The sequence below is a fragment of the Brevundimonas sp. genome (genome assembly GCF_030682035.1).
GTDB lineage: Bacteria > Pseudomonadota > Alphaproteobacteria > Caulobacterales > Caulobacteraceae > Brevundimonas.
This window is the reverse complement of sequence record NZ_JAUXQZ010000045.1, coordinates 16,563-40,958: the sequence shown is the minus strand read 5'-3', so window position 1 is coordinate 40,958 and position 24,396 is coordinate 16,563. Positions and strand designations below refer to the sequence as shown.

Genomic DNA, 24,396 nt, shown 5'->3' with positions numbered 1-24,396 from the left:
CGAACGGGGATTTTTCCTGTGGAAACTGCGCGGGTTACTGCTGTTTCAGCAACCGCGTCCGTTCACTGCATCCCGGCGCGAACCTCAGCGCGCAGGGTGTCGATCGACCTGAGTCCCTGATCGGTCTTGAAGCGCCAATAGGTCCAGCCGTTGCATGCCGGAGCGTTTTCGAACAGCGCGCCCAGCTTGTGGATGGAGCCGCTCAGCTCGCCGGCCACCAGAGAACCGTCCGCCCGCACCCGCGCCTCGCGGTCACCCTTGGGACAGTACAGCCGATCACCGGGAGATAGCAGACCGGCCTCGACCAGCGCCCCGAATGGCACCTTCACCTCGGCCCGTTTGGAACCCATGACCACCAGGTCCTCGGGCGCGGCGGGGATCACGGCCTTGATCCGCTTTTCGGCCACCCTGGCGTAGGTCTCGTCGCGCTCGATGCCGATCCAGTGACGGCCCAGCCGCTTGGCCGCCGCCCCGGTGGTGCCGGTGCCGAAGAAGGGGTCCAGCACCACGTCTCCGGGGCGGGTCGCCGCCATCAGCACCCGGTGCAGCAGGCCCTCGGGCTTCTGGGTCGGATGGGCCTTCTTGCCATCGGCGTCCTTGATCCGCTCCTCGCCCGTGCACAGGGCCAGGGTCCAGTCGGACCGCATCTGGACGTCCTCGTTGAAGGCCTTCAGGGCGTCGTAGTTGAAGGTGTAGCGCTTCTGGTCCCGGCTCCGCGCCGCCCAGATCAGGGTCTCGTGGGCATTGGTGAACCGCGTGCCCTTGAAATTCGGCATCGGGTTGGACTTGCGCCAGATGATGTCGTTCAGGACCCAGAAGCCCAGATCCTGGATCGCCGCGCCGAGCCGGAAGACGTTGTGATAGCTGCCGATCACCCAGATCGAGCCCTCGGGCTTCAGGATGCGGCGGCACTCCGTCATCCACTCCCGGGTGAAGGCGTCATAGGCGGCGAAACTGTCGAACTTGTCCCAGTCGTCATCGACCGCATCGACCTTGGAGTTATCCGGCCGCAGCAGATCGCCGCCCAGCTGCAGATTATAGGGCGGGTCGGCGAAGACCATGTCGACGCAGGCGTCGGGCATCGACCGCAGCACCTCGATGCAGTCGCCGCGATGGATGACGTCGGTCTTGAACTCGGACATGGAAACGCGACCCCGCACAGCTTGAAGACCGAGTGGTGAATCATCGCGGTTAAGGGCGGGTTACGCGGGCCTCAGGGACGTGGATTGGCCGGCGCATCGGCTTCGGGCCGAGGCGCCAGGGGAGCGGTTATCTGGACCTCATTGGATGTGGGCTGACCGGCTTCTATGTCGTCGATATATTTGAGCTCGTTCAGCGCGATCGCATTGTCCGGCTCGGCGACTAGGGATGCGTCGTAGGCCTCGCGCGCCTCGCGCAAGCGGCCCAGTTCGACCAGGGTGTATCCCAACCGCCGCTGCAGATGCGCAGGGTTCGCGGTCAGCACCGGATCGCCCGCCGCGAATGCGTCTTTTAGCATCAGATAGGCTTCTTCCCAACGCCGCTCGCCGTGCAGGACCACCAGCTTCTCGTTCAGCAGCAGCCGGTCCAGAGGCTGCAGGGCCAGGCCGGCGTCCAGATGGCGGTGGGCTTCTTCGAACTCCCGCCGCTCCAGCGCTTCGCTGCCCAAGAGGAAGGCGATGCGGGGATAGGTATTGGGGACGACCACCACCTTCACCTCGCCACCGCCCCGGCCTTGTTCGATCTCGCCGATAGCGCGTGCAAGGGTCATCGCTTCGTCGCGGTTGTCGGTTCGGATCAGCCAGCCGCCGTCGACCTCGCTCATCACCGGATAGGTGGCCGGTGCCCGGCCCAGGGCGGTGCGCAGACTGGCCAGATGTGGCCGCAGCGCCTCGAAGCCGCGCTCGTTGAAGGCGGCAAGCGCGGTCAGATAGAGGTCCTGGTCCGCCCGTTCCGACAGTGGCGCGGCCTCGCCCGAAAGCGAGATATTGACGCGCGGGGCGGGGGCCTGCTCCTGGATCGCCCATGCGCCGGCCGCCGACGGAGCCGGCGCCGCGGCGAGCGCGAGTACCAGCGCGGCGAAAAGGACGGCGGTCGTCGGCAGTCTCATCGCGATCGTTCCTCGGATTGGCTCTTTGACATTGCCCGGATTAGTGAGTGGCGCAATCTGCATTCCCGAATTCCGGGAAGTCCCCTGCATCCACGCACCCTTTGTTACAGCCCCGGCCTCGCCTTCGCGGGCGCGGCACGTTAGTCAGGCCGGACGGCGCGACAGGCTCAGGGACCAGGCGATGACTCAGTGGGTGTACGGCTTCGGCGGGGGCTCCGCCGACGGCGAGGCGTCGATGAAGAACCTGCTGGGCGGCAAGGGCGCGAACCTGGCCGAGATGTCCTCGCTCGGCCTGCCGGTGCCGCCGGGCTTCACGATCACGACCGAAGCCTGCGTCCACTACTATTCCAACGGCCAGACCTATCCGGCGGGCCTCGCCGATCAGCTCGCCGCCGGTCTGAAGAAGGTCGAGCAGGTTGTCGGCAAGACCTTCGGCGATCCGGCCAACCCCCTGCTGGTCTCGGTCCGTTCGGGCGCCCGCGCCTCCATGCCGGGGATGATGGATACGGTTCTGAACCTCGGCCTCAACGACCAGACCGTCGAGGGCCTCGCCGCCCTGTCCGGCGACCGGCGCTTCGCCTTCGACAGCTACCGCCGCTTCATCACCATGTATTCCAGCGTGGTCCTGGGCCTGTCGCACGACGACTTCGAGGAGGTGCTGGACGATCACAAGGACCGGCTGGGCGTCACCATCGACACCGACCTGTCCGCCGCCGACTGGGAGAAGGTCGTCGCCGACTACAAGGCGGTGGTCGAGGACCGGCTGGGCCAACCCTTCCCGCAGGACCCGCATGACCAGCTGTGGGGCGCGGTCTCGGCCGTGTTCGCAAGCTGGATGAACGACCGGGCCAAATTCTATCGCCGCATGCACGACATCCCCGAAAGCTGGGGCACCGCGGTCAATGTGCAGTCCATGGTCTTCGGAAACATGGGCGAGACCTCGGCCACCGGCGTGGCCTTCACTCGCAATCCGTCGACGGGCGAGGCGAAGCTGTACGGCGAGTTCCTGATCAACGCCCAGGGCGAGGACGTCGTCGCCGGCATCCGCACGCCCCAGTCGCTGACCAGGGCCGGCCGCGAGGAGATGGGCGAGACCGCCCCCTCGATGGAAGAGGCCATGCCGGTGGTCTTCGCCGAGTTCGTCGAGGTCGTCGGGCGGCTGGAGAGCCACTACCGCGACATGCAGGACATCGAGTTCACGGTCGAACAGGGCCGCCTCTGGATGCTGCAGACCCGCAACGGCAAGCGCACCGCCAGGTCGGCGCTGAAGATCGCGGTCGACCTCGCCGCCGAGGGGGTGATTTCGCAGGAGGAGGCGGTGTCCCGCGTCGAGCCGTCGGCGCTGGACCAGCTGCTGCACCCGACCCTCGATCCGAACGCGTCGCGCACCGTCGTGGCCGCCGGACTGCCCGCCAGCCCAGGCGCCGCGACCGGCAAGATCGTCTTCGACGCCGACGAGGCCGAGCGGCTGTCGCAGCTGGGCGACGCGGTCATTCTGGTGCGCGAGGAGACCTCGCCCGAGGACATCCACGGCATGCACGCCGCCCGGGGCATCGTCACCGCGCGCGGCGGCATGACCAGCCACGCCGCCGTCGTCGCCCGGGGCATGGGCCGCCCTTGCGTCTGCGGCATCAACGAGCTGTCGATCGACGAGAAGGCCGGGACCTTCACCGCCCGGGGCCGCGTCTTCCGCGCCGGCGAGGTCATCACCATCGACGGCTCCAAGGGCGAGGTGCTGGACGGCGCCGTGCCGATGATCGAGCCCGAACTGACCGGCGACTTCCAGACCCTGATGGCCTGGGCCGACAAGGTCCGCCGCCTGCGTGTCCGGGCCAATGCCGAGACGCCGCTGGACGCCCGCACCGCGCGCGGCTTCGGGGCCGAGGGCATCGGCCTGTGCCGCACCGAGCACATGTTCTTCGACGACGCCCGCATCGCCGCCGTGCGCGAGATGATCCTCGCCGACGACGAGGCCGGCCGCCGTCTGGCTCTGGCCAAGATCGCGCCGTTCCAGAAGGCCGATTTCGTCGAGCTGTTCACGATCATGGCTGGCTTGCCGGTGACGGTGCGCCTGCTCGACCCGCCGCTGCATGAGTTCATCCCGCACAGCGACGACGAGATCGACGCGCTGGCGGTGACGCAGGGCCTTGACGCCGCCAAGCTGAAGCGGCGGGCGAGAGAGCTGCATGAGACCAACCCGATGCTCGGCCACCGAGGCTGCCGTCTCGGCGTCGCCTATCCCGAGATCTATGAGATGCAGGTCCGCGCCATCCTCGAGGCGGCGCTGGAGGTCAAGAAAACGGCGGCGCAGGCCCCCATCCCCGAAATCATGCACCCGCTGGTCGCCCTGGGGCTGGAGATGAAATACCTGCGCGAATTGACCGACCGCACCGCCGAGGCTGTCTTCGCCGAGGCCGGCGACCGCGTCGCCTACCTCGTCGGCACCATGATCGAGCTGCCCCGCGCGGCCCTGCGCGCCGCCGATCTGGCTGCGCACGCCGAATTCTTCAGCTTCGGCACCAACGATCTGACCCAGACCACCTTCGGCATCAGCCGCGACGATTCCGGCCGCTTCCTCCAGGCCTATCTCGACAAGGGCATCTTCGAGACCGATCCCTTCGTCCGCCTCGACCAGGAGGGCGTCGGCGACCTGATCCGCATCGCCGCCGAACGCGGCGGGGCGGCCCGGCCCGACATCAAAATGGGCATCTGCGGCGAGCACGGCGGCGACCCGGCCTCGATCGCCTTCTGCGAGGAGGTCGGTCTCGACTACGTCAGCTGCTCCCCCTACCGCGTGCCGATCGCCCGGTTGGCGGCGGCCCAGGCGGCGCTGCACGCGCGGGCCGGGACCGAGCGCGAGAAGGATCGGTGACCGCTCGCCGGTCTTAAAGTCACAATGCTGTCTTACTTGATGTAACGCAGTCTGTGCTTCGGGTCCCACAGTCGACGTTATGTAAACGAGGGCCTCTGGAACGCCTTCATCCTCGACCCATTTGTGTCGTCGCTGGATGGGGCCGGCAGCCGATGGCTGCCACATCTAGAGGATACAAGAAACAATGCGTAACATTCTTCTCGCCACGGCCGCCCTTACTCTGATCGCCGCGCCGGCCATGGCCCAGGATCCAGCGGCCCCGATCACCGGTTCGATCGGCTATACCCAACTCGATACCGACGGCGGCGACCTCGGCGCTGTCACCGGGCGCGTCGGCTATGACTTCACCCGCAATTTCGGCGTCGAGGGCGAGGCCTCAATCGGCGTCAAGGACGACGACATCACCTTCGCCGGCGTCGACGGCAAGCTCGAGCATGACTGGGACGCCGCCGCCTATGGCGTCGCCAAACTGCCGATCAATCCGAACCTCGAGCTGTTCGGTCGCCTCGGCTACGGAACCACCCGTGCGACGGCTGACGTCGCGGGCGCGACCGCCTCGGCGGACGGCGAGAGCGTCAACTACGGCGTCGGCGCCAACTATTTCATCGACGGCCGCAACGGCATTCGCGCCGACTGGACCCGTCGCGACTTCCGCGACGACGGCGCCGGCGAGGCCGACACCTACGGTTTGAGCTTTGTCCGTCGCTTCTAAAGGCTGACGTCTGAAACGACGAAGGCGCGCATTCCTCGGGGGAGGCGCGCCTTTTCGTTGGTTCAGCCGCCTCGGATCAGGCGACGCCGGGTTGCAGCGCCCAGCGCATCGATCCTTCGCCGAACGGCTTGAAGAACAGGTCGCGGTAGCGTTCGAACGCCTCGACGATCTTGTTGGCCAGATCCTGACCGACGCTCTCGCCGCGCTGTCGCTTCATGGCGGCGACGCATTGGACCACATCGCGCTGGTGGGCCGAGCCGCCCATGCGCCTGAGCACGGCGGCGATATCCTGCGCCAGCGGGTCAATCTGCTTCGCCCACGGATTGGTGTTCTGAGTCATGCGGGACACCCCCTTGTTCTCGACACAAGCGAACCGGTCGCAAAATCTTGCAATGGATGCAAGCGTGACCGCGAATTCGTGATCGAAGGGAAAGTTCGGAGCCGCGACGGTCGAACGGCGTTCCCGTTTCATGACCCCGAATCGCCTCACCGCTCTCTCCGTTCTGATGCTTGCCGCGTGCGGACAATCCGAAACCAATCCGCCCACCGATCCGGCCGCGCCCATTGCCACGCCAGAGGCGGAGGCCCCGCCGCCGACTCCGCCGCCGGGTGTGGGCTCGATCATGCCCGGATCTGGACCGCAGACCTTCGTGGGCCGCTGGGCCGCCAACGCCGCCTGGTGCGCAAATCCGCAAGGCGCCGAGCGGCCGATCGAGATCACCACCACCCGCTTCGAGGGCTATGAGAACAGCTGCGGCATTGTCTCGATCAGCCAGGTGTCCGACGGCTACCAGGTTTCGCTGGCCTGCGCCTCGGAAGGCCAGACCTTGAACGAGCGGACCCGGATGGCGGTGCAGGGCGACAGCATGCGCCTGACCTGGTTGAACCGGAACAATGCGGTGATCAGCCTCGTGCGGTGTCCGGCGCCGGCCGCAGCTCCAGTCGCAGCGCCGGCGCCCTAGTTGAACAGGAAGTTCATCACATCGCCGTCGCGAACGATGTAGGCCTTGCCCTCGGCCTTCATCTTGCCGGCCTCCCTGGCGCCCGCCTCACCCTTCAGGGCGACGAAGTCGTCGAAGGCGATGGTTTCGGCGCGGATGAAACCCTTCTCGAAATCGGTGTGGATCACGCCTGCGGCCTGGGGCGCCGTCGCCCCGATCGGAATGGTCCAGGCACGCGTTTCCTTGGGTCCGACGGTGAAATAGGACTGCAGGCCCAGCAGGGCGTAGGCCTCGCGGATAAGACGGTTCAGGCCGGGCTCGACGAGGCCGAGGCTCTCGAGGAATTCGGCCTGTTCAGCCTCGTCCAGCACCGCCAGTTCAGAATCGATCTTCGCCGAGATGACGACGGCCTTGGCGTTGTCCTGGGCGGCGCGGGTCGCGACCATATCTGACAGGTCATTGCCCTTGTCGGCCGAGTTCTCGTCGACATTCGACACATAGAGCGCGGGCAGGGAGGTCAGCAGCTGCAGCATGTGCCACGCCTTCTCGTCCTCCTTGTCGACCTTGACCACGCGCGCGGGCTTGCCGGCGCGCAGCGGCGTTAGCGCCATGTTGATCAGGCGCAGGGTGGTCTGGGCTTCCTTGTCGCCGCCCTTGGCCTTCTTCTCGACGTTGACGACCCGCTTCTCGAGGCTTTCGAGGTCGGCCAGCATCAGCTCGGTCTCGATGATCTCAAGGTCCGAGATCGGGTCGATGCGGTTCTCGACATGGGTGATGTCGTCATCGACGAAGCAGCGCGAGACGAAGGCCACGGCGTCACAGTCGCGGATGTTGGCCAGAAACTGGTTGCCCAGGCCCTCGCCCTTTGACGCGCCGCGCACCAGACCTGCGATGTCGACGAAGGTGATCCGCGAGGGGATGATTTCCTTCGACCCGGCGATGGCGGCCAGCACCGCGAGGCGCGGCTCCGGCACGGCCACGTCGCCGGTGTTGGGCTCGATGGTGCAGAACGGATAGTTGGCGGCCTGTGCCGCCGCCGTCTTGGTCAGGGCGTTGAACAGGGTGGACTTGCCGACATTGGGCAGGCCGACGATCGCGACTTTCAGGGCCATGGTCTTGGGGAGGTTCCTCGTGAGCGCGAGCCTTTAGCCGGTCGCGACCGGTTTGTCAGGCCAGAGCGAAATCGGTTGAGCTGGACGCAGTTCGGCTCGGCTCAGATTTCGCTCCAGATTGATGCTGGACCATTTTTTTTGCTTCGGGTCGATTCGACCCGAAGCAAAAATGGTCTGGACGTCAGTGAGCGGCGGGGGCGGCCGCGTGATCGTCTTCGGACGCGGCCGGCTGGCCGACGGTCGCGGTCACCTCGACCGGGGCCGAAGCAGCGAAGGTCAAGGTCAGGGCGACAGTGTCGCCGGCGACCAGAGGCTCCTTGACCCCCAGAAGCATCAGGTGACTGCCGCCGGGCGCCAGGGCGACGGCCTGGCCGGCCGGGAGGGGCAGGCCCTCCCTGAGCTCGCGCATCATCATCATATTGCTCTCGATCCGGCTCTCATGGATCTGGACGATGTTGGCGTCGGGGCTGGCGACCGAGGCCAGCCGGTCGGCGGCGGCGGCGGTCAGGGTCAGGTAGCAGCCGGTGGTCTGGCGGCCGACCGGCGTGGGTCGGCAGACGGCGCCCGCGACCTGGACCGTCGCGGCGTCACCCGACCGGGAGGGCTGGCCGGAACAGGCGGTCAGCGCCAGCAGGGCGAGGGCGAGGATCGGGGCGCGGGTCATGACGGTCATCCTGTCGGGTGAGCGCGGTCTATCGCCCCCTCCGGCGCCGGGCAAGGCGGCGCCCTGTCACGCTTGCACACGGACAGCAGTCGTGCGGGCGTTTCCGTGGAGTAACTGGCCCATAGCGCTTCCTTCCATTCAGCGGAAAGATTGCACCATCAAACTCCGGGACCGAACACCTGGCGGGCCGCCGCCTCCACCATGTCCGCCAGCTTCGCGGTCGCGTCCGGCAGGGCCGCCGACTTCGCCCCTCCGCTCATCGCCGCCAGCCGCACTGGATTGCCCAACAGCGACAGCAGCGCCGCCGTCAGCCGCTCCACCGTCGCCTCATCCTCCAGCACCATCTCGGCCCCGCCGGCTTCGGCCAGACTCAAGGCGTTGAAGCGCTGGTGGTCGTCCATGGCGATCTTCAACGGGATCAGCAGGGACGGCAGGGCCGCCACCGCCAGTTCCGAACAGGTCGAGGCCCCGGCGCGGCCGATGACCAGGTGCGTGCCCGACAGCCGCCGGGCCATGTCGCCGAAGAAGGGCGCGGCCTCGGCCTCGATCTCCGCAGCCGCATAGACAGCGCGGGTGGCTTCCAGCGTCTCGGCCCGCGACTGTTGCTGCACCCTCAGCCGTTTGCGCAGCGGTTCCGGCAGGGCGGCCAAGGCCTGCGGCACGGCCTCGGACAGAATGCGCGCGCCCTGGCTGCCGCCGGTGACCAGCACATGGATCGGCCCGCGCGCGGTCGGGGCGGCGTACGGCCGATCGAACAGGGCGCGGATGTCGGGACGGACCGGATTGCCGATCAGGGTCACCCGCGCCCCGACGCCCGACGGGACCATCCGCAGGTTCGGGAAGGACGCCGCGACGGCGCCGACATAGGGGCTGAGCCAGCGGTTGGTGCGCCCCAGCACCGAATTCTGTTCATGCAGCAGCGTCGGCCGTCCCTGGCTCAGGGCCGCCAGCAGAGCCGGGGCCGAGGGATAGCCGCCGAAGCCGACCACCACCGCCGCGTCCAGCCGTTTCAGCGCCGCCCAGGCCTTGACCACTCCGCGCGTGATGGCCACGCCCGCCTTGGCCATGCCGACCGGCCCGCGCCCGGTGGCGGCGTCCAGCGCGATCCGCTCCTCGGCTGGAAAAGCCTGGGCGTAGCTCTCGCCGCGGTGATCGGTGGCCAGGACGACGCGCCAGCCGCGTTCCGCCAGTTCGCGCGCCAACGCCTCGGCCGGGAACATATGGCCCCCGGTGCCCCCGGCGGCGACGACGCAGACCTTCGACATCAGATTCCTACGGCAATATCCGCCGGCGATCCGGCAGGCTGGCCCCCGGCTCGTAGGCGCCGGGGCGGCGGCGGGTCAAGGCCAGGGCCAGACCCATGGTCAGCCCCATGGCCAGCATCGACGAGCCGCCATAGCTGATGAAAGGCAGGGTCATCCCCTTGGTCGGGATCAGGTTCAGGTTCACCGCGATGTTGATGCAGGCCTGCAGCCCGATCAGCATGAACAGCCCCGCCGCCGCCGTCTGTTCGAACGGGTCGGTCAGCTTCATCGCCCGCCGCATCCCACGCACCACGATGAAGGCGTAGAGGCCGATCATGGCCAGCGACAGGACCAGGCCGAACTCCTCCGCCCCGACGGAATAGATGAAATCGGTGTGCAGGTCGGGCACCGACCGCTTCATCACGCCCTCGCCGATCCCCCGCCCGACCAGGCCGCCGGCGCGGATGGCCTCCGACGCGCGGTCGATCTGGTGGGTGTCGGCCGTCTCGGGCGAGAAGAAGCGGCTCAACCGGTCGCGCATGTGGCCGAAAGCGAAATACAGGCCGACGACGCCCCCCGCCCCCGCCGCCGCCAGCGCCGCCACCCACTTCAATGGCACCCCGGCCATGAAGAAGACGGCCATGAAGGTGGTGGTGATCAGCAGGGTCTGGCCGATGTCGGGCTGGATCAGCAGCAGTCCGACGGTCAGGGCCCATGTCGCGAAGGCGATCGAGACCCCGGGCACCCCCTGCCCCTTCTGCGCCTCGGAAAACATCCAGGCGGCGAAGACGATCAGCCCCGGCTTGGCGAATTCGGACGGCTGCAGGCTGAACGGACCCAGGTTCACCCAGCGCGCCGCCCCCTTCACCTCATTGCCGATGAACGGCAGGGCGGCCATGACGACTATGGCGCCGAGCAGGGCCAGCACGGCGATGCGGCGCACGCCACGCGGCGACAGCAGGGAGGCGAGCAGCATGGCCGTCGTCCCTCCGGAGGCCCAGACGATCATCCGCCACGAATAGTGGAACGGGTCGGAGATCGACTCATCGGCCAGGATGGCCGCCGGGCTGGAGGCGAAACTCAGCGCCACGCCGAGCGCAACCAGGGTCAGGGCCGCGGCCAGCAGGCCCCGATCAATGGTCCAGAACCATTTGGCGATCGGGCTCTGGTCGTTGCGCGAAAAGGCGGGGCTGTAGCTGTGGGTGGTCATGGTTCGCTAACCATGCCCTGAAGGCGTAGCCCCAAGGTTAAGGACGGCGGCCCGGAACGCCTCCCCCCGCGCCTCGAAGTCGGGATACTGGTCGAAACTGGCGGCGGCGGGCGACAGCAGCACCACCTCCTCGCGCCCGGTGGCGGCGGCCGCCCCGGCGGCCGCGGCGACGGCCGAGGCCATGTCGCCGCTAATCCGGTGCGGCGTCTCGCCCAGCCGGGCGGCGAACGGCCCCGCCGCCTCGCCGATCAGAAAGGCCTCGACCACGCGTGGGAACAGCTCCTCGAGGTCGTCGATGCCGCCCTGCTTGGCCCGGCCGCCCGCGATCCAGAAGCTGCGCTCATAGGACGACAGCGCCTGACGCGCCGCATCGGCGTTGGTGGACTTGGAGTCGTTGACGAAGCGGACGCGGCCGAGGCGTGCGACCTCCTCCATCCGGTGGGCGAGGCCGGGGAAGGTAAGAATGTATTTGGCCGCATCTCCTTCAGCGATGCCCAAGTCGTAGGCGACGAGGAAAGCGAAGGCGGCGTTCTGAGCGTTGTGGCGACCCGGTAGAGACCGAGCCTTCGAAAGATCGATGACCTTCTGGGGGATGATGCGCCCGGCAAGATCGACGTGGTTGTATGTGATCCAGCCATCATCGAGGTAGGCCCCGCTAACGTGCTTGAGTGGCCGCAGCACCGAGACCTCGTTGCGCATGGGATGGTCGAGCAATCGCTCAAAGATCGCTCCGCCCCAAGAATCATCCACGCCGACGTACTTGCTGGTTTCCCTACCCCGGAAGATTTTCGCCTTGGCTTCGATGTAGCCTTCCATCCCGCCATGTCTGTCGAGGTGATCGGGGCTGATGTTAGTCAGGATAGCGAAACTCGGCGCGAAACTCGTCGTCAGGTCCAGCTGATAGCTCGACACCTCGATCACATAGACCGCCCCAGGCGTCGGGGCCGGCAGGGCCAACACGCCGATACCGATGTTGCCGCCGACATGAACCATCATCCCGGCCTGTTTCAGCACCCAGCCGATGAGGGCCGTGGTGGTCGATTTGCCGTTGGTGCCGGTGATCCCGATGACCGCCGGCCGCTCGCCCTCGGGCAGGGCCGCGATCGCCCGGGCGAACAGTTCGATGTCGCCGATCACCTCGACCCCCGCGGCCTTGGCCTTGCCCACGGTCCAGTGCGGCTTCGGATGAGTCAGGGGCGCGCCCGGCGACAGCACCAGCGCCGCGAACCCCGACCAGTCGGCGCCCGTCAAGTCCTCGACCGTGAACCCTTCCGCCTCGGCCTGCATCCGGCTGGAGACGCTATCATCCCACAGCACCGGCAGGGCCCCTCCGGCCTTGAGCGCGCGCGCGGCCGTCAGTCCTGACCGTCCGAGGCCGAAGACCGCGATGCGCCGCCCTTCAAAGCCGGGGACCGGGATCATGTATTCCTCTCCCGTCCCGGGACCGGGCAACTTTCGGGGCCGACAACCGACTCCCTTCCCCCTCGACGGGGGAAGGGTCGGGGATGGGGGTGGAAGCGCGGTCTTTCAGCGCGGGGCGCGAGAGGCGTCGTCGAAGACCGGCCGACGGCGCCCATCGGCGCCTTCCGGGCAACATTCTGCCTCCACCCCCGCCCAACCCTCCCCCGTCGAGGGGGAGGGCTCAGTGAACTGGCGAAGGTTTGTGTTCGATCAGGCAAACTGGATCACCGCAACTTCAACGTCGCCAGCCCGAGCAGCGCCAGCATGGCCGAGACGATCCAGAAGCGGATCACCACCGTCGATTCCGGCCAGCCCATCTTCTCGAAATGATGGTGGATCGGGGCCATCAGGAAGATGCGTTTCTTCGTGGCCTTGAAATAGGCGACCTGGATCATGACCGAGGCGGCCTCGATCACGAACAGGCCGCCGACGATGCCCAGCACCAGTTCATGCTTGGTGGCCACGGCGATAGCGCCCAGCGCGCCGCCGAGGGCCAGCGAACCGGTGTCGCCCATGAAGATCTTGGCCGGCGGCGCATTGTACCAGAGGAATCCCGTGCCCCCGCCGATCATGGCGGCGCAGAAGACGGCCAGCTCGCCCGCCCCCGGCACATGGTGGACGCCCAGATAGTCCGAGAAGATGAAGTTCCCGACGAGGTAGGTGATGATGCCGAAGGCCGCGGCCGCCATCATCACCGGCACGATGGCCAGCCCGTCGAGGCCGTCGGTCAGGTTCACCGCATTCGAAAAACCGACCATGGTGAAGGCGGCGAACAGCACATAGAACCAGCCGACGTTCAGCAGCACGGCCTTGAAGAAGGGGAAGGCGATCGAGGTCTCCAGATTGGGAGAGGTCGGCGAGACCTTCATCCAGACCACCGTCAGCACCCCGGCGATGACCGAGATGACCACCTGGGCCAGGAGCTTCTGTCTCGAGGTGAGTCCGGCCGAAGTCTGTTTCGACACCTTGGCGTAGTCGTCGATGAAGCCCAGCAGGCCGAAAGCGGCCGTCACGCCGGAGACGATCCAGATATAGGGATTGGTCAGGTCGCCCCACAGGAACACCGCCACGGCGATGCCCGCCAGGATCATCAACCCGCCCATGGTCGGCGTGCCGACCTTGGAGAGGTGCGACACGGGACCGTCGGCGCGGATCGGCTGACCCTTGCCCTGTTTGACCCGCATCCAGGCGATGAAGCGGCTGCCCATGGTCACCGCGACGATCATGGCCGTGGCCATGGCCAGCGCCACGCGCACCGTCTGGTACTGGACCAGATTGAGCAGCGGATAGTCCTGCGCAATGTCGGCGTAGTGGAGATAGAGCAGGTAAAACATCAGGCGGCCCCTCCCGAGCCTTCTCCGAGCGCGGCGAGGGCCTTGGCCACCAGCGACGCCTTCGATCCGTTTGAACCCTTGACCATGACAATGTCCCCCCTGCCCACCAGCATGGCGGCCTCGGCGGCCAGTTCCGCGGCCGTCTCGCGCCACAGACCCTGACGCGAGCCGGGCAGGTCGTCATAGAGCCGCTTCATCTCCGGCCCGGCGGCGTGAACCAGATCGAGGCCGGCGGCGTCGATCGGCCCGGACAGACCCTCGTGCAGGGCCTCGGACTGATCGCCCAGTTCCAGCATGTCCGTCAGAACCACGACCCGACGGCCGCCGCTGACTGGCAGCGGCCGGGCGCCGAGGCTGCGGAAGCCGGCGGCCATCGACAAGGGATTGGCGTTGTAGCTCTCGTCGATCAGGGTGAAGTCGCCGCCGGGCGCATGGATCGTCATCACCTGGCCCCGGCCCGCCAACGGCCGGAACTCCGACAGGGCGGCAAGGGCCGTATCCAGCGGCACATCAAGGGCGTCGAGCATCAGCAGGACGCACAGGCTGTTCAGGCCCCAGTGGAAGCCGGACTGGGCCAATGGGAAGTCGATGGTCTTGCCGAACAGCTCGGCCCGGACGCGGGCCCCTTCGTCGTTTGGCTGGAAGTCGATCAGCCGGGCGTCGCAACCGGCGTTCGATCCAAACGTCGTGATACGGGCGCCGGCGCGGCGGGCGGCCGCATCGAGCACGGCCGCAAAGGCCACATCGGCGTTGAACACCGCCACGCCGTTATCGACCAGCCCCTCGAAGATGGCTGCCTTCTCCGCCGCCACCCCGGCCTCGCCGTCGGCGAAGGCCTCGATATGCACGGGTCCCACAGTCGTGACGCAGGCCGCGTGGGGCCGGACCATTTTCGACAGCGGCGCGATTTCGCCGGGCGCATTCATGCCGATCTCGAACACGGCCCGTTCGGTGGTGCGCGGCATACGCGACAGGGTCAGCGGCACGCCGATATGATTGTTGTAGCTCTTGATCGAGGCGTGGGACGGCCCCGCCAGATCCAGTCCCGCCTTGATCGCCTGGGTCACGCTGGTCTTGCCGACCGAACCGGTGACAGCGCCGCGGCGGGCCGGCGTCCGGTCGCGGGCCGCCTCGGCAAGGGCCTCCAGACCACGCAGCGCATCAGCCACGACCACCGACGGGCCACCCTCGACCGGATGTTCGGTGATCGCCCCGGCCGCGCCGGCGGCGAAGGCGGCGGCGGCGTAGTCATGCCCGTCCCGCGCGCCTCTCAGCGCCAGAAACAGGTCGCCCCGGACAATCTCACGGCTGTTGTAGGTGATGCCCGTCGTCTTGAAGGCCGCGCCGGACAGGATCCCGCCAGTGGCGGCGACGATCTCGGCGGAGGTCCAGAGCGGTCTGTCAGGCATGGATGCGCAGGGCTTCAGCAGCTTCGGTGGCGTCGTCGAACGGGTGGGTGACGCCCCCGACGATCTGTCCCTGCTCATGCCCTTTTCCAGCGATGACCACCACATCTCCGTCGCCCATCATTTCGATGGCCTGTTGAATAGCCGCTCGGCGGTCGCCGACTTCCCGCGCGGCGGGGCAGCCCTCGCGGACCGCCCTGCGGATCGCGGCCGGGTCCTCGGAGCGCGGGTTGTCGTCCGTTACGATTGAGACGTCAGCCAGACGGCCGGCGATTTCACCCATCAACGGCCGCTTGGCCTTGTCGCGGTCGCCACCGGCGCCGAAGACCGCGATCAGCCGGCCGGTCGCATGCGGACGCAGCGCCTTCAGCACCGTCTCCAGTCCGTCGGGCGTGTGGGCGTAGTCGACATAGACCTCGCCGCGACCCGAACCGGGAATGCGTTGCAGCCGTCCCTGCGCGCCCGTGATCTTCTCCAGCCCGGCCAGCACTCGCTCGGGCGTCTCGCCCGCGGCGATGCACAGGCCGGCGGCGACGAGCGCATTGGAGGCCTGGAAGGCCCCGGCCAGCGGCAACAGGACTTCATGGAGGGTCCCGCGCGCGTCGATGGTCAGGCGCTGGCCCTCGGGCACGGCCCGGCGCCCGATCAGCGACAGGTCCCGGCCCCGTTCGCCGACGCCCATGACGCCGAGGCCCGACATGATCGAGGCGGCGGCGAAGCTGGAATAGGCGTCGGAATCCGCATTCAGCACCGCTGTCCTGCCCCTCGGCAGGAGGGTCTCGAACAGCCGCAGCTTGGCGTCTCGATAGGCGACCATGTCGCCGTGATAGTCGAGGTGATCCTGGCTCAGATTGGTGAAGGCGGCGGCCTGCAGGGTCACCCCGTCCAGCCGGCGTTGGTCGATGCCGTGCGACGAGGCCTCGAGCGCCAGATGGGTGACGCCGCTCCCGGCCAGATCAGCCAGCATCCGCGCCGCGTCGGCCGCGTCGGGGCTGGTCAGCCCGGGCCCCGTCAACTCGCGGTTAACGTTACCCGTTTGTGCCAAAACCCCCAGCGTCCCCATGCTCGCGGCATGCAGGCCCAAGGCGGCCCATATCTGGCGGCAAAAGGCGGCGACCGAGGTCTTGCCGTTGGTGCCGGTCACCGCCACGCAGGTCGCGGGCTGAGCGCCATAGAAGCCGCGCGCGGCGATAGCGTAGGCGCGGCGCACATCGCCCGAGGTGATCAGAACGGGAGCCAGTCGGGCGTCCGTATCCGCCGGAGCCAGCACCGCGGCGGCGCCCTGCGACAGGGCTTGCGGAATGAAGGCCCGACCGTCGGCGGCGCTGCCCGGCAGGGCCACGAACAGCGCGCCGGGGGCGACCTTGCGGCTATCCGCCGTAACGCCGGTGATCATCGGATCGGCGGCCACGTCGCGGCGCAGCAGTTCCGACAGCTTGATCGGGGCGGGACAGGTCGCGCTCATCGCCCGTCGCCTTCCAGATCCTCGAAGGCCGGGATGCGGTCGCCGAGGGCGGTGCGATAGGGGTCGGCCCGGCGCGCCACGCCGACGAAGCCGGCGATCCGGTCCGCGATCCGCCCCACCGCCGGGGCGGCGACGAAGCCGCCTGTGCGCGGATAGGTCTGCGGCTCGTCGATCAGCACCAGGATCTGGTACCGGCGGGCGTTGACCGGGCCGTCGGCCGGGAAGACCCCGGCGAAGGTGCCGACGGCGTGGGCCGTGCTGTAGCGGCCGTTGACCGACTTGTTGGCCGAGCCCGTCTTGCCGCCGACGCGCAGGCCCGGAGCCTCGGCCCGGCCGCCCGAGCCGCGTACGACGTTGCGGCGCATCAGGTCCAGCATGGTCAGGGAGGTCTCGGGCGAGACGATCTGACGGCCCCGGACATCGGGCCGGCCGCCCTTGCGCAGGGTCAGGGGAATGAACCGCCCGCCGTTGGTCAGGGCCCCCATGGCCGCAGCCATCTGCATCGGGGTGATCGAAATGCCGTAGCCGAACGACAGCGAGGCGAGGGTCGAATCCGACCATTCGCGCGGCACGATCGGCGCTTCCGACGGAATCTCGAACGGCGCGCGCGACATCAGGCCGAAGCGCTCGAAATAGTCGCGCATCACCCGCGGCCCCATCTCGGTCGACAGGCGCGAAGTGCCGATGTTGGACGAGTGCAGATACACCTCCTCCAGCGTCATCACCTTGTTCTGGGCGTGGAAGTCGGTGATCCGGCGGTTGCCGATCTGCAGCGCCTCGGAGGCGTCCAGCAGGGTGTTCATATCGGCCCGGCCGGTATCGATGGCGGCGGCGACGGTGAAGGTCTTGAACACCGACCCCATCTCATAGGTGGCGGCGGTGGCGAGGTTGCGCGAGTTGGACGCCGGCCAGCTGGCCATGCCCAGAACCTCGCCGGTCTGGACGTCGGTGATGATGCCGACCGCGCCCCTGGCCTGGCTCGCTTCGGCGGCGGCGGCCAGTTCGTTCTCCAGAACGCCCTGGACACGCAGGTCGATGGATATCTGGAAGCTCTCGCCGCGAGCCCCGGCGGCGCGGATCTCGTCATTGAAGGCGCGTTCGGCGGCGGACAGGCCGACGCCGCCGGTGTCCACATTGCCGACCACATGGCGCGCGGATTCGCCGAGCGGATGGACGCGAACATCCTCAGGCTCGAAGCTGATCCCGCCGAGGGCCAGATTGTGCAGCGCCACCTTCTCGCGCGGCGTCAGCCGGTTGACCACCAGCAGGCGGCGGTCGCCGTACAGGGCCGTCTCGAGCCGGGTCTTAGACACCCGCGGCAGGGCGCGCCGGATCTGGACTGCGGCCGCCCGGCGGTCCCAGACCTCGGCCGGGTCGATATAGAGGCCGTAGTGTACGATGTTGGTGGCCAGCAGGGCCCCGTTCCGGTCGACCATGTCGGCGCGCACCACCGCATTGGGATGGATCGAGCCGCCGCCGCCGGCGCCCGCCGTCAGCAGGGCCGCATGCACGGCGCCGAGCGTCAGACAGACGAACGCCACCGAGAACGCCGACAGGATGACGAAGATGCGGACCCGCGTGTCCTCCTCGGGCCGGGCGTTGGCGTGGGCGCGGCCGAAGGCGTGCTCGACCCACCACATCGCCTCGGTCAGCCAGCGCCATGACGGCGTATACCGCCGCACGCCCCACGACGGAGCCGGCCGGGGTCCGACGTGCGGATCATGCACGCTCACGGCTCGTCTCCGGGCGCGGGATCGCCGACGGGAGCGTCAGCAGTCGCGGGCGGCGTCGGCGCGATGACCACCGGACGCGGCTCGGGGATCGGAGCCAGGCTTGGCAGGTTCTCGGCCGTGGCCTGACGGTGCACATCGACCGGACCCAGGCCCGCGCCCCGCGACAGGGCCTCGAGGCGGTTGGGCTGTTCCAGCCGGGCGACTTCGGCGCGCAGCAGGCGCACACGCTGACCGTTGTCGCTGATCTGCCGCTCGAGGTCGGAGATGCGGGCGCTCTCGCGCGCCGCCGCCGCCTTGGCCAGATAGACCGAGAAGACCATGGCCGCGACCAGCAGAACGCCGATGATCTCGATCCAGCGGATGCCGCGAATCTTCCAGGCGAGCAGGCGATTCAGGGTGGCGACGGCCGTACTCATGCGGCGATCCTCCCCCCAAAGACGCCCCAAGGGGCGGCATCGGTGCGCACGGCGGCGCGCAGCTTGGCCGAACGGGCGCGGGGATTGTCGGCCCGCTCCGCGTCGCCGGCCTCGCGCGCGCCCTTGAACGACAGGGTGAAGCTGGGCTTGCGGGTCTCGATCGACACCGGGGCGTGGCGCGAACCGCCGGGGGCGTTGCCGGTGCGCTCGGTCAGGAAGGCCTTGACGATCCGGTCCTCCAGCGAATGGAAGGTCACCACCGCCAGCCGCCCGCCGGGCGACAGGGCGGTCTCGGCGGCCTCCAGCCCCTGGCGCAGCTGGCCCAGTTCGTCGTTGACGGCGATGCGCAGGGCCTGAAACACGCGCGTGGCGGGATGGATCGGCGCGCCGCGGCGTCCGCCCAGCGCCTTCTCGACCACCTCGGCCAGATCCAGCGTGCGCTCGAACGGACGCTCCACACGGCGGCGCAGGATGGCGGTCGCAACCCGGCCCGACTGACGCTCGTCGCCGTACAGTTTGAAGATGTGGGCCATCGGCCCGTGGTCCCAGCCGTTGACGATGTCGGCGGCGGTTTCGCCCTCAGCGTCCATCCGCATGTCCAGCGGCCCGTCGCGCATGAAGGAAAAGCCGCGCTCGGCCTGATCCAGCTGCATCGACGACACGCCGATGTCGAACACCACCCCATCAAGCCGCGCCTCCCCGCTGTCGGCGAACGCTTCCGCCAGCCCCGAGAAGGGCGTGCGCACCAGCCGGAATTGGCCGGGATAGTCGTTGGCCACGGCGTCGGCGTGCGGCTGGACCGTCGGATCGCGGTCCAGGGCTATGACCGTCGCCCCCGTGGCCAGAATGGCGCGGCTATAGCCGCCGGCGCCGAAGGTGGCGTCGATGACCACGTCCCCGGCGCGCGGAGCCAGGACCTCAATCACTTCGTCGAGCAGAACCGGGGCGTGCGGGCTCATCCGCCCTCCCCGGTCATGACCTGGCGGGCCAGGGCGCGGCGGGCGTCGCGACGGGCGGTCCAGCGCGCCCGGTCCCATATCTGGAAGCGCGCGCCCAGACCGATGATGGCGACGTCCTCGCCGAGGCCGGCGTCCTGGCAAAGGCTCTCGGGCAGGGTGATACGGCCGCCGCCGTCGTACGCCAGCGGGCGCTGGCCGGCAAAGAAGGTCTCTTCCAGGGCGGTGCGTTTGTCGCTGCCGAACGGCAAGGCCTCGATGCGGGACACGTATTCGGCCATCAGCCGATCCCCGCCGGCCTCAAGGCAGTCATCCGCCAAGGCGAAAAAGCAGAAGACGCCTTGCTCGGCGCCGTTGTCGGCGGTGCGGAACTCCTGCGGAATCAGCAGGCGTCGCTTGCCGTCCAACTGTTTCTCGTAGGTCGAGAGAAACACCCCTGCCCCAAACTCGGACCTCTCGATCCGCCCCTCTTGTCCCCTGAACACCCTCAGACGTAATGGGATAGCATGGGATCAACTGGGTCTCAATGGGATTAGTTGACACTTGTTAACCTCAATCGAGGCGAACTACGCTGTAGGTGAGAGAACATAGACAGAACATCCAAAGTATAACCCCGCCTGTGGATCAATCCTGCGCCCCATTCCGGGCCAAAGGGTTAACGCCATGGCGTCGGCTACAGCTGGAACCCTGAGCGCCCATCGTGAGTTTTTGGGGGATGACCGAGCCCACCACGCCCGCCGACCCGACAAAACCGCTGGCGCCGCAGGCCGTCGATGGCGTCGTTGTGATCAAGGATCCGCCGGAGGCCGGACTCGATTTGACCGCCGACGCCGCAGAGATTTCCGGTCTCCGCCTGATCGACGCCGCCGACGCGGCGCGCAAGCGTTACTAGCGGTCGAAAGCGGCAAGCACGCGCGGGGTGTCCAGGTGCATTTCGCGCGCTCAAGCAGCGAGCGACCGCGTCGCAAGCGTTGGCGCACCCCGGCCTCAGGCAGCGAGCCGCCGCGCGGCGAGCGGTAGGCCCCTTCAAAAGAGAAATGTCAGACGGCCTGTAAGCCGGGTTCTGTTCCGCCCCGGAGGACGGCGACGATCATTCCTCTGGACCGCCCGTTGCCGGACGGTTCTCGCGACCTACCCGGACGCCTCGGGCGGTGAACCCTGCGGCCCCAGGACGAATCCTGAAGGCCGCGCGACATCCCTATTCGGTCTTGCTCCAGGCGGGGCTTGCCATGCCGTCCCTGTTGCCAGGCACGCGGTGGGCTCTTACCCCACCCTTTCACCCTTACCGGCCTCGCGAGGCCGGAGGTTTGCTTTCTGTGGCGCTATCCCTCGGGTCGCCCCGGGCGGGTGTTGCCCGCCGCCTCTTCACCGTGGAGCCCGGACTTTCCTCGACGAGGGCATAACCTCCGCCGCGACCGCCCGGCCGTCTGACGGGGGCGTGATGCGCTGGTTGAGGGATGACGTCAACATTCTCCCTCCCCTTCTGGGGAGGGTGACTGTCGCGCAGCGACAGACGGGTGGGGAGCCACCGCACGGTTCTCCCTCCCCTTCATGGGGAGGGACGGCGAGGCATAGCCGAGCCCGGGTGGGGAACGCCAGTCCCGCACCGGTGGCGCCAAGCTTCCGACTTCCCCACCCGGGCTCCGCTACGCGATCGTCCCTCCCCACTTCGGGGGAGGGAGACCCGAACGCTAGTTCAACACCCCCGTTGCGCTCTCCGCCGTCGCCAGCTGCAACACCCCCATCAGGGTCGCCCGCGTCTCGCCGTCTGCGATCCCGTCCACCCGCCCCGGCCGCCAGTGGCGCTGGAAGGCCTCGACGGTGAGCCGGGTCGCCTCGTCATAGGTCCCGCCCGGGGTTAGAGCGTAGCCCAGCCGGTGCAGGCCGGCGCGCAGCACGATCACCCCCAACCCCTCGTCGCCGACGCCCAGGGGCACGCCGAGCGCCGCGATCCGCTCCTGCGCCGGTTCGAACCACAGGCCGTGACCGACCCCCGCCAGCCGCTTCCATGGGAAGCGCTCGCCGGGGTCCTGTTTCCGCTCGGGCGCGAGGTCGGAGTGGCCGATGATGCGGGCGTCGGGGATGGTCCAGCGGGTGCGGATATCGTTGATCAGGCTGATCACCGCATCGATCTGGACCTCCGGGAAGTCGCGATAGCCGAATTCGTGGCCCGGATTGACGATCTCGATGCCGATGGAGGCGGCGTTGCAATCGGTCTCGCCCTGCCAAGCCCCGGCGCCGGCATGCCATGCGCGGCGTTCCTCGGGCACCAGCCGCAGGATCGACCCGTCCTCATCGACGACATAGTGGGCCGAGACCTTGGCCTCGGGATCACACAGACGGGTGATGGCCTCATCGGCGGACTTCATGCCGGTATAGTGCAGCACCAGCATATCGGGCAGGCCGCGGCGCGCGTCGAAATTGGGGGACGGAGCGTCCTTCACGGTCAGCACGGCGCGGCTTACCGGCCCGGCCGCTCCCAGCCATAGGCGACCCAGGCGCCGTCGACCTTGCGGGCCTCGATGACGTCATCGGCGCGGCGGGTGCGGACCACGGCCTTGCGGCGCGCGCCCATGGCCAGACCGGCGAAGAAGACCAGGACGGCGGCGAACAGGGCTATGACGGCCACGGCGACGGCGGTGAAGACGGCCAGCACGGCGCCCACGGCCATGGCCGCGACGGTCGCGATCACACCGCCCAGCCACATGACCGACGCCAGGACGCCGTTCGACGGGCGGCGCGCGGACGGGCCGAAGAGCAGACGGTCGGACTCGGTCATCAAATCACCTTAGCAGACGCTGGGAACAACGCCGAACTCTCAATGTCGGTCCACTCGGATGAACGGTCAATGACCGGCCCCTTCACAGGCGAGTGTTTCCGCCTCAATAAGGCTGGTCCGCCAGCACCGAAGCGCCGGAGGCCCGGGCCCGCTCGGTCTGCATGCTGCGGACAGCCGCCTCGGCCGCCGGGTCGTTCATGACCCCGCCGATCCCGATCAGCACCCGCGCCGCCTCACCCGAGACGCCGAACGCCTGCGACAGGGCCTCGAACGGCGACCGGGCCTCCGGATAGCGTTTGAACCGCACCGAATCCCCGGCGGGAATGCGAGCCAGCTCGCGCGCCTTGGCGATGGCCTCTTCCAGTCCGCCGAGTTGATCGACCAGGCCGATCTGTCTGGCCTGGGCGCCGGTCCAGACACGGCCGCGGGCGATCTCGCGCACCCGGGCAGGCGGCAGGCGTCGGCCGGCCGCGACGCGGGCGATGAACTCCTCATAGGTCCGGTCGATCTGGGCCGCGAAGGCCGCGCGCTGGGCCGGGCTGAAGTCCTGCGAGGGCGAGAAGGCGTCCGCGTACGGGCCACCGACGGTCAGATTGCGCATGTCGACGCCGAACCGGCCCAGGGCGTCGGCCAGCACGAATTTGCCGCCATAGACGCCGATAGAGCCGGTCAGGGTCGAGGGCTGGGCCACGATCCAGTTCGCTTCCGAACTGATCCAGTAACCGCCCGACGCCGCATAGTCGCCCATCGACACCACCACCGGCTTGCCCGCCGCCTTGGCCGCGCGCACCGCCGCCAGGATCTGTTCCGAGGCTTCCGGGGATCCGCCGGGTGACGAGACGCGGAAGACGATGGCCTTGACGCTGTCGTCCTCGATGGCGTCGTACAGCGCCTCCGCGAGATCATCCGACATGATCGAGGAGCCGCCGCCGAACGGGTCGGCGCCGCCGCCCGTGCCGGTCATGATGGCGCCCTCGCCGCCGACGATGGCGATGGCGTTGCGGCCCGATCCGGCACGCTCCCCCTTCGACGAGGCATAGTCGGCGAACTCCATGATCTCGGCATTGCGGCCGGCCCGGCGCTTCGCCTCGGCCTCAGCCTCCTCGACCTGGCCGATCTTGTCGATCAGCCGTCGTTGCAGCGCCTGCGCCGACGAATACGGGCCGGCCTCGATGGTGGCGCGCAGCGCCGCCGGCGTCACCTTCCGGTCCTGCGCCGCATTGGCGATGGCCGAGGTGTAGATGGACGTCATCCAGGCCGTCATCGCCTCGCGATGGGCGGGGGTGAAGTCGCTCTCGGTGAATTCGTTGACGGCGTTCTTGTATTCATAGCGCTGCTCGAACTCGGCGTTGACGCCGTATTTGTCGAAGGCGCGGCCCAGGAACATGCTGTCGGCCGAGAAGCCTGCCAGCTGGAAACTGGCGGTGTTCTGCATCCACAGCTCGGAAGCCGAGGCCCCGACCATGTAGCTGGAAATGGTGGCGCCGACCGGCTGGAAGCCCTGGCTGTGGGCGAGGACGACCTTGCCCGAGGCGCGGAAGCGGCGGATGGCCTGGCGAATCTCGTCGGCGGCGGCCGGGGTGATCCCGGCCTCAGGCAGGCGGACCAGCAGAGCCTTGACCCGATCGTCATCCTCGGCCTGAGCGAGGGTATCGACGATCTGTAGCGTCGACAGTCCCGAACCGCCGAAGACGGCGAACGGATTGTTGGGGGCCTGATCCGTGACCCCGTCGCGCAGGTCCAACTCCAACACGGTGTTGGCGCCGGCGGCCTCCGTCGACGAGGCCGAACTGATCGCCGCGCCGATCATGCCGAACACGATCACCATGCTGATGATGAAGAAGAGCAGCAGACCGGCGAAAACGCCCGCCATGGTCAGGAAAAATTGCTTCATGGCGAGGGAAGTCGTCCGGAGCACGGGCCGGGTCATGGCCGCTTTTCGACCATAGGGCGGCAAGGCCTGCCGTCAAATGAACTGCCCGTAACGCGCGAGCCGCGCCGC

At 68.3% G+C, this 24,396-nt stretch carries 22 protein-coding genes and 1 other RNA gene; 4 read left to right on the top strand and 19 right to left on the bottom strand.

All coding sequences use genetic code 11. The features are described 5' to 3' along the window. Window positions 1–62: 62 nt before the first annotated feature. Both Q8K49_RS12895 and Q8K49_RS12890 read right to left on the bottom strand, forming a co-directional pair. Window positions 63–1,142 (bottom strand): site-specific DNA-methyltransferase, encoded by a 1,080-nt coding sequence (locus Q8K49_RS12895; protein WP_305306488.1) that lies wholly within the window; start codon window positions 1,140–1,142, stop codon window positions 63–65. Between the two features lie 71 nt (window positions 1,143–1,213). Continuing rightward, window positions 1,214–2,152 carry a hypothetical protein gene (locus Q8K49_RS12890; RefSeq protein WP_305306487.1) on the bottom strand — a complete coding sequence of 313 codons (939 nt, stop codon included), beginning with the start codon at window positions 2,150–2,152 and terminating at the stop codon, window positions 1,214–1,216. A 118-nt stretch (window positions 2,153–2,270) separates the two neighbouring features. Between Q8K49_RS12890 and ppdK the strand changes: the two genes are divergently transcribed. Both ppdK and Q8K49_RS12880 read left to right on the top strand, forming a co-directional pair. Continuing rightward, a complete protein-coding gene (gene ppdK, locus Q8K49_RS12885; RefSeq protein ID WP_305306486.1) occupies window positions 2,271–4,961 on the top strand; it encodes a pyruvate, phosphate dikinase in 2,691 nt (896 codons plus the stop codon). A 184-nt stretch (window positions 4,962–5,145) separates the two neighbouring features. Next, a complete protein-coding gene (locus Q8K49_RS12880) occupies window positions 5,146–5,673 on the top strand; it encodes a porin family protein (protein WP_305306485.1) in 528 nt (175 codons plus the stop codon). 76 nt (window positions 5,674–5,749) lie between these two features. Here Q8K49_RS12880 and Q8K49_RS12875 read toward each other — a convergent pair whose 3' ends face one another. Further along, window positions 5,750–6,013: a hypothetical protein gene (locus Q8K49_RS12875; protein WP_305306648.1), complete on the bottom strand. Its 264-nt coding sequence runs from the start codon at window positions 6,011–6,013 to the stop codon at window positions 5,750–5,752. 283 nt (window positions 6,014–6,296) lie between these two features. Here Q8K49_RS12875 and Q8K49_RS12870 point away from each other — a divergent pair, with 283 nt between their 5' ends. Then, window positions 6,297–6,635: a hypothetical protein gene (locus tag Q8K49_RS12870; protein WP_305306484.1), complete on the top strand. Its 339-nt coding sequence runs from the start codon at window positions 6,297–6,299 to the stop codon at window positions 6,633–6,635. Here the strand turns inward: Q8K49_RS12870 and ychF are convergent. The 12 genes from ychF to Q8K49_RS12810 all read right to left on the bottom strand — a co-directional run bounded on the left by ychF (window position 6,632) and on the right by Q8K49_RS12810 (window position 20,049). Next, window positions 6,632–7,726 (bottom strand): redox-regulated ATPase YchF, encoded by a 1,095-nt coding sequence (ychF, locus tag Q8K49_RS12865; protein WP_305306483.1) that lies wholly within the window; start codon window positions 7,724–7,726, stop codon window positions 6,632–6,634. The two genes, Q8K49_RS12870 and ychF, sit on opposite strands and share 4 nt — an antisense overlap. A gap of 181 nt (window positions 7,727–7,907) precedes the next feature. Continuing rightward, window positions 7,908–8,390 (bottom strand): copper chaperone PCu(A)C, encoded by a 483-nt coding sequence (locus Q8K49_RS12860; protein WP_305306482.1) that lies wholly within the window; start codon window positions 8,388–8,390, stop codon window positions 7,908–7,910. A gap of 158 nt (window positions 8,391–8,548) precedes the next feature. Further along, window positions 8,549–9,655, bottom strand: a complete 1,107-nt coding sequence (murG, locus tag Q8K49_RS12855) for an undecaprenyldiphospho-muramoylpentapeptide beta-N-acetylglucosaminyltransferase (RefSeq protein WP_305306481.1) — start codon at window positions 9,653–9,655, stop codon at window positions 8,549–8,551. 7 nt (window positions 9,656–9,662) lie between these two features. Beyond that, complete coding sequence (locus Q8K49_RS12850) at window positions 9,663–10,844, bottom strand: FtsW/RodA/SpoVE family cell cycle protein (protein WP_305306480.1); 1,182 nt, start codon at window positions 10,842–10,844, stop codon at window positions 9,663–9,665. Window positions 10,845–10,850: 6 nt separating this feature from the next. Further along, the gene (gene murD, locus Q8K49_RS12845; protein WP_305306479.1) at window positions 10,851–12,266 is read right to left on the bottom strand and encodes a UDP-N-acetylmuramoyl-L-alanine--D-glutamate ligase; all 1,416 of its coding nucleotides are present in this window, start codon (window positions 12,264–12,266) and stop codon (window positions 10,851–10,853) included. A gap of 263 nt (window positions 12,267–12,529) precedes the next feature. Next, a complete protein-coding gene (gene mraY, locus Q8K49_RS12840) occupies window positions 12,530–13,639 on the bottom strand; it encodes a phospho-N-acetylmuramoyl-pentapeptide-transferase (protein WP_305306478.1) in 1,110 nt (369 codons plus the stop codon). Continuing rightward, window positions 13,639–15,048, bottom strand: a complete 1,410-nt coding sequence (gene murF, locus Q8K49_RS12835) for a UDP-N-acetylmuramoyl-tripeptide--D-alanyl-D-alanine ligase (protein WP_305306477.1) — start codon at window positions 15,046–15,048, stop codon at window positions 13,639–13,641. Before murF ends, mraY begins: the two co-directional genes overlap by 1 nt. Next, window positions 15,041–16,510, bottom strand: a complete 1,470-nt coding sequence (locus tag Q8K49_RS12830; RefSeq protein ID WP_305306476.1) for a UDP-N-acetylmuramoyl-L-alanyl-D-glutamate--2,6-diaminopimelate ligase — start codon at window positions 16,508–16,510, stop codon at window positions 15,041–15,043. The genes murF and Q8K49_RS12830 overlap by 8 nt, the downstream gene beginning before the upstream one ends. Beyond that, window positions 16,507–18,150 carry a penicillin-binding protein 2 gene (locus Q8K49_RS12825; RefSeq protein WP_305306647.1) on the bottom strand — a complete coding sequence of 548 codons (1,644 nt, stop codon included), beginning with the start codon at window positions 18,148–18,150 and terminating at the stop codon, window positions 16,507–16,509. The genes Q8K49_RS12830 and Q8K49_RS12825 overlap by 4 nt, the downstream gene beginning before the upstream one ends. Window positions 18,151–18,239: 89 nt before the next feature. Beyond that, window positions 18,240–18,659 (bottom strand): cell division protein, encoded by a 420-nt coding sequence (locus Q8K49_RS12820; RefSeq protein ID WP_305306475.1) that lies wholly within the window; start codon window positions 18,657–18,659, stop codon window positions 18,240–18,242. After that, window positions 18,656–19,618, bottom strand: coding sequence for a 16S rRNA (cytosine(1402)-N(4))-methyltransferase RsmH (gene rsmH, locus Q8K49_RS12815; protein ID WP_305306474.1), 963 nt, complete (start codon window positions 19,616–19,618; stop codon window positions 18,656–18,658). Before rsmH ends, Q8K49_RS12820 begins: the two co-directional genes overlap by 4 nt. Then, on the bottom strand, window positions 19,615–20,049 hold the full coding sequence (locus tag Q8K49_RS12810; RefSeq protein ID WP_305306473.1) for a division/cell wall cluster transcriptional repressor MraZ: 435 nt from the start codon (window positions 20,047–20,049) through the stop codon (window positions 19,615–19,617). Before Q8K49_RS12810 ends, rsmH begins: the two co-directional genes overlap by 4 nt. A gap of 281 nt (window positions 20,050–20,330) precedes the next feature. Here Q8K49_RS12810 and Q8K49_RS12805 point away from each other — a divergent pair, with 281 nt between their 5' ends. Further along, window positions 20,331–20,507: a hypothetical protein gene (locus Q8K49_RS12805; RefSeq protein WP_305306472.1), complete on the top strand. Its 177-nt coding sequence runs from the start codon at window positions 20,331–20,333 to the stop codon at window positions 20,505–20,507. Between the two features lie 144 nt (window positions 20,508–20,651). On the opposite strand, the gene rnpB is transcribed toward Q8K49_RS12805, so the two are convergent. The 4 genes from rnpB to sppA form a co-directional block, all read right to left on the bottom strand. After that, window positions 20,652–21,046, bottom strand: an RNA gene (gene rnpB / locus Q8K49_RS12800) — RNase P RNA component class A. Window positions 21,047–21,306: 260 nt separating this feature from the next. Further along, window positions 21,307–22,008 (bottom strand): N-acetylmuramoyl-L-alanine amidase, encoded by a 702-nt coding sequence (locus Q8K49_RS12795; RefSeq protein ID WP_305306646.1) that lies wholly within the window; start codon window positions 22,006–22,008, stop codon window positions 21,307–21,309. Window positions 22,009–22,076: 68 nt separating this feature from the next. Beyond that, on the bottom strand, window positions 22,077–22,394 hold the full coding sequence (locus tag Q8K49_RS12790) for a hypothetical protein (protein ID WP_305306471.1): 318 nt from the start codon (window positions 22,392–22,394) through the stop codon (window positions 22,077–22,079). A gap of 103 nt (window positions 22,395–22,497) precedes the next feature. Continuing rightward, window positions 22,498–24,288 (bottom strand): signal peptide peptidase SppA, encoded by a 1,791-nt coding sequence (gene sppA / locus Q8K49_RS12785; RefSeq protein WP_305306470.1) that lies wholly within the window; start codon window positions 24,286–24,288, stop codon window positions 22,498–22,500. Between the last annotated feature and the right edge of the window lie 108 nt (window positions 24,289–24,396).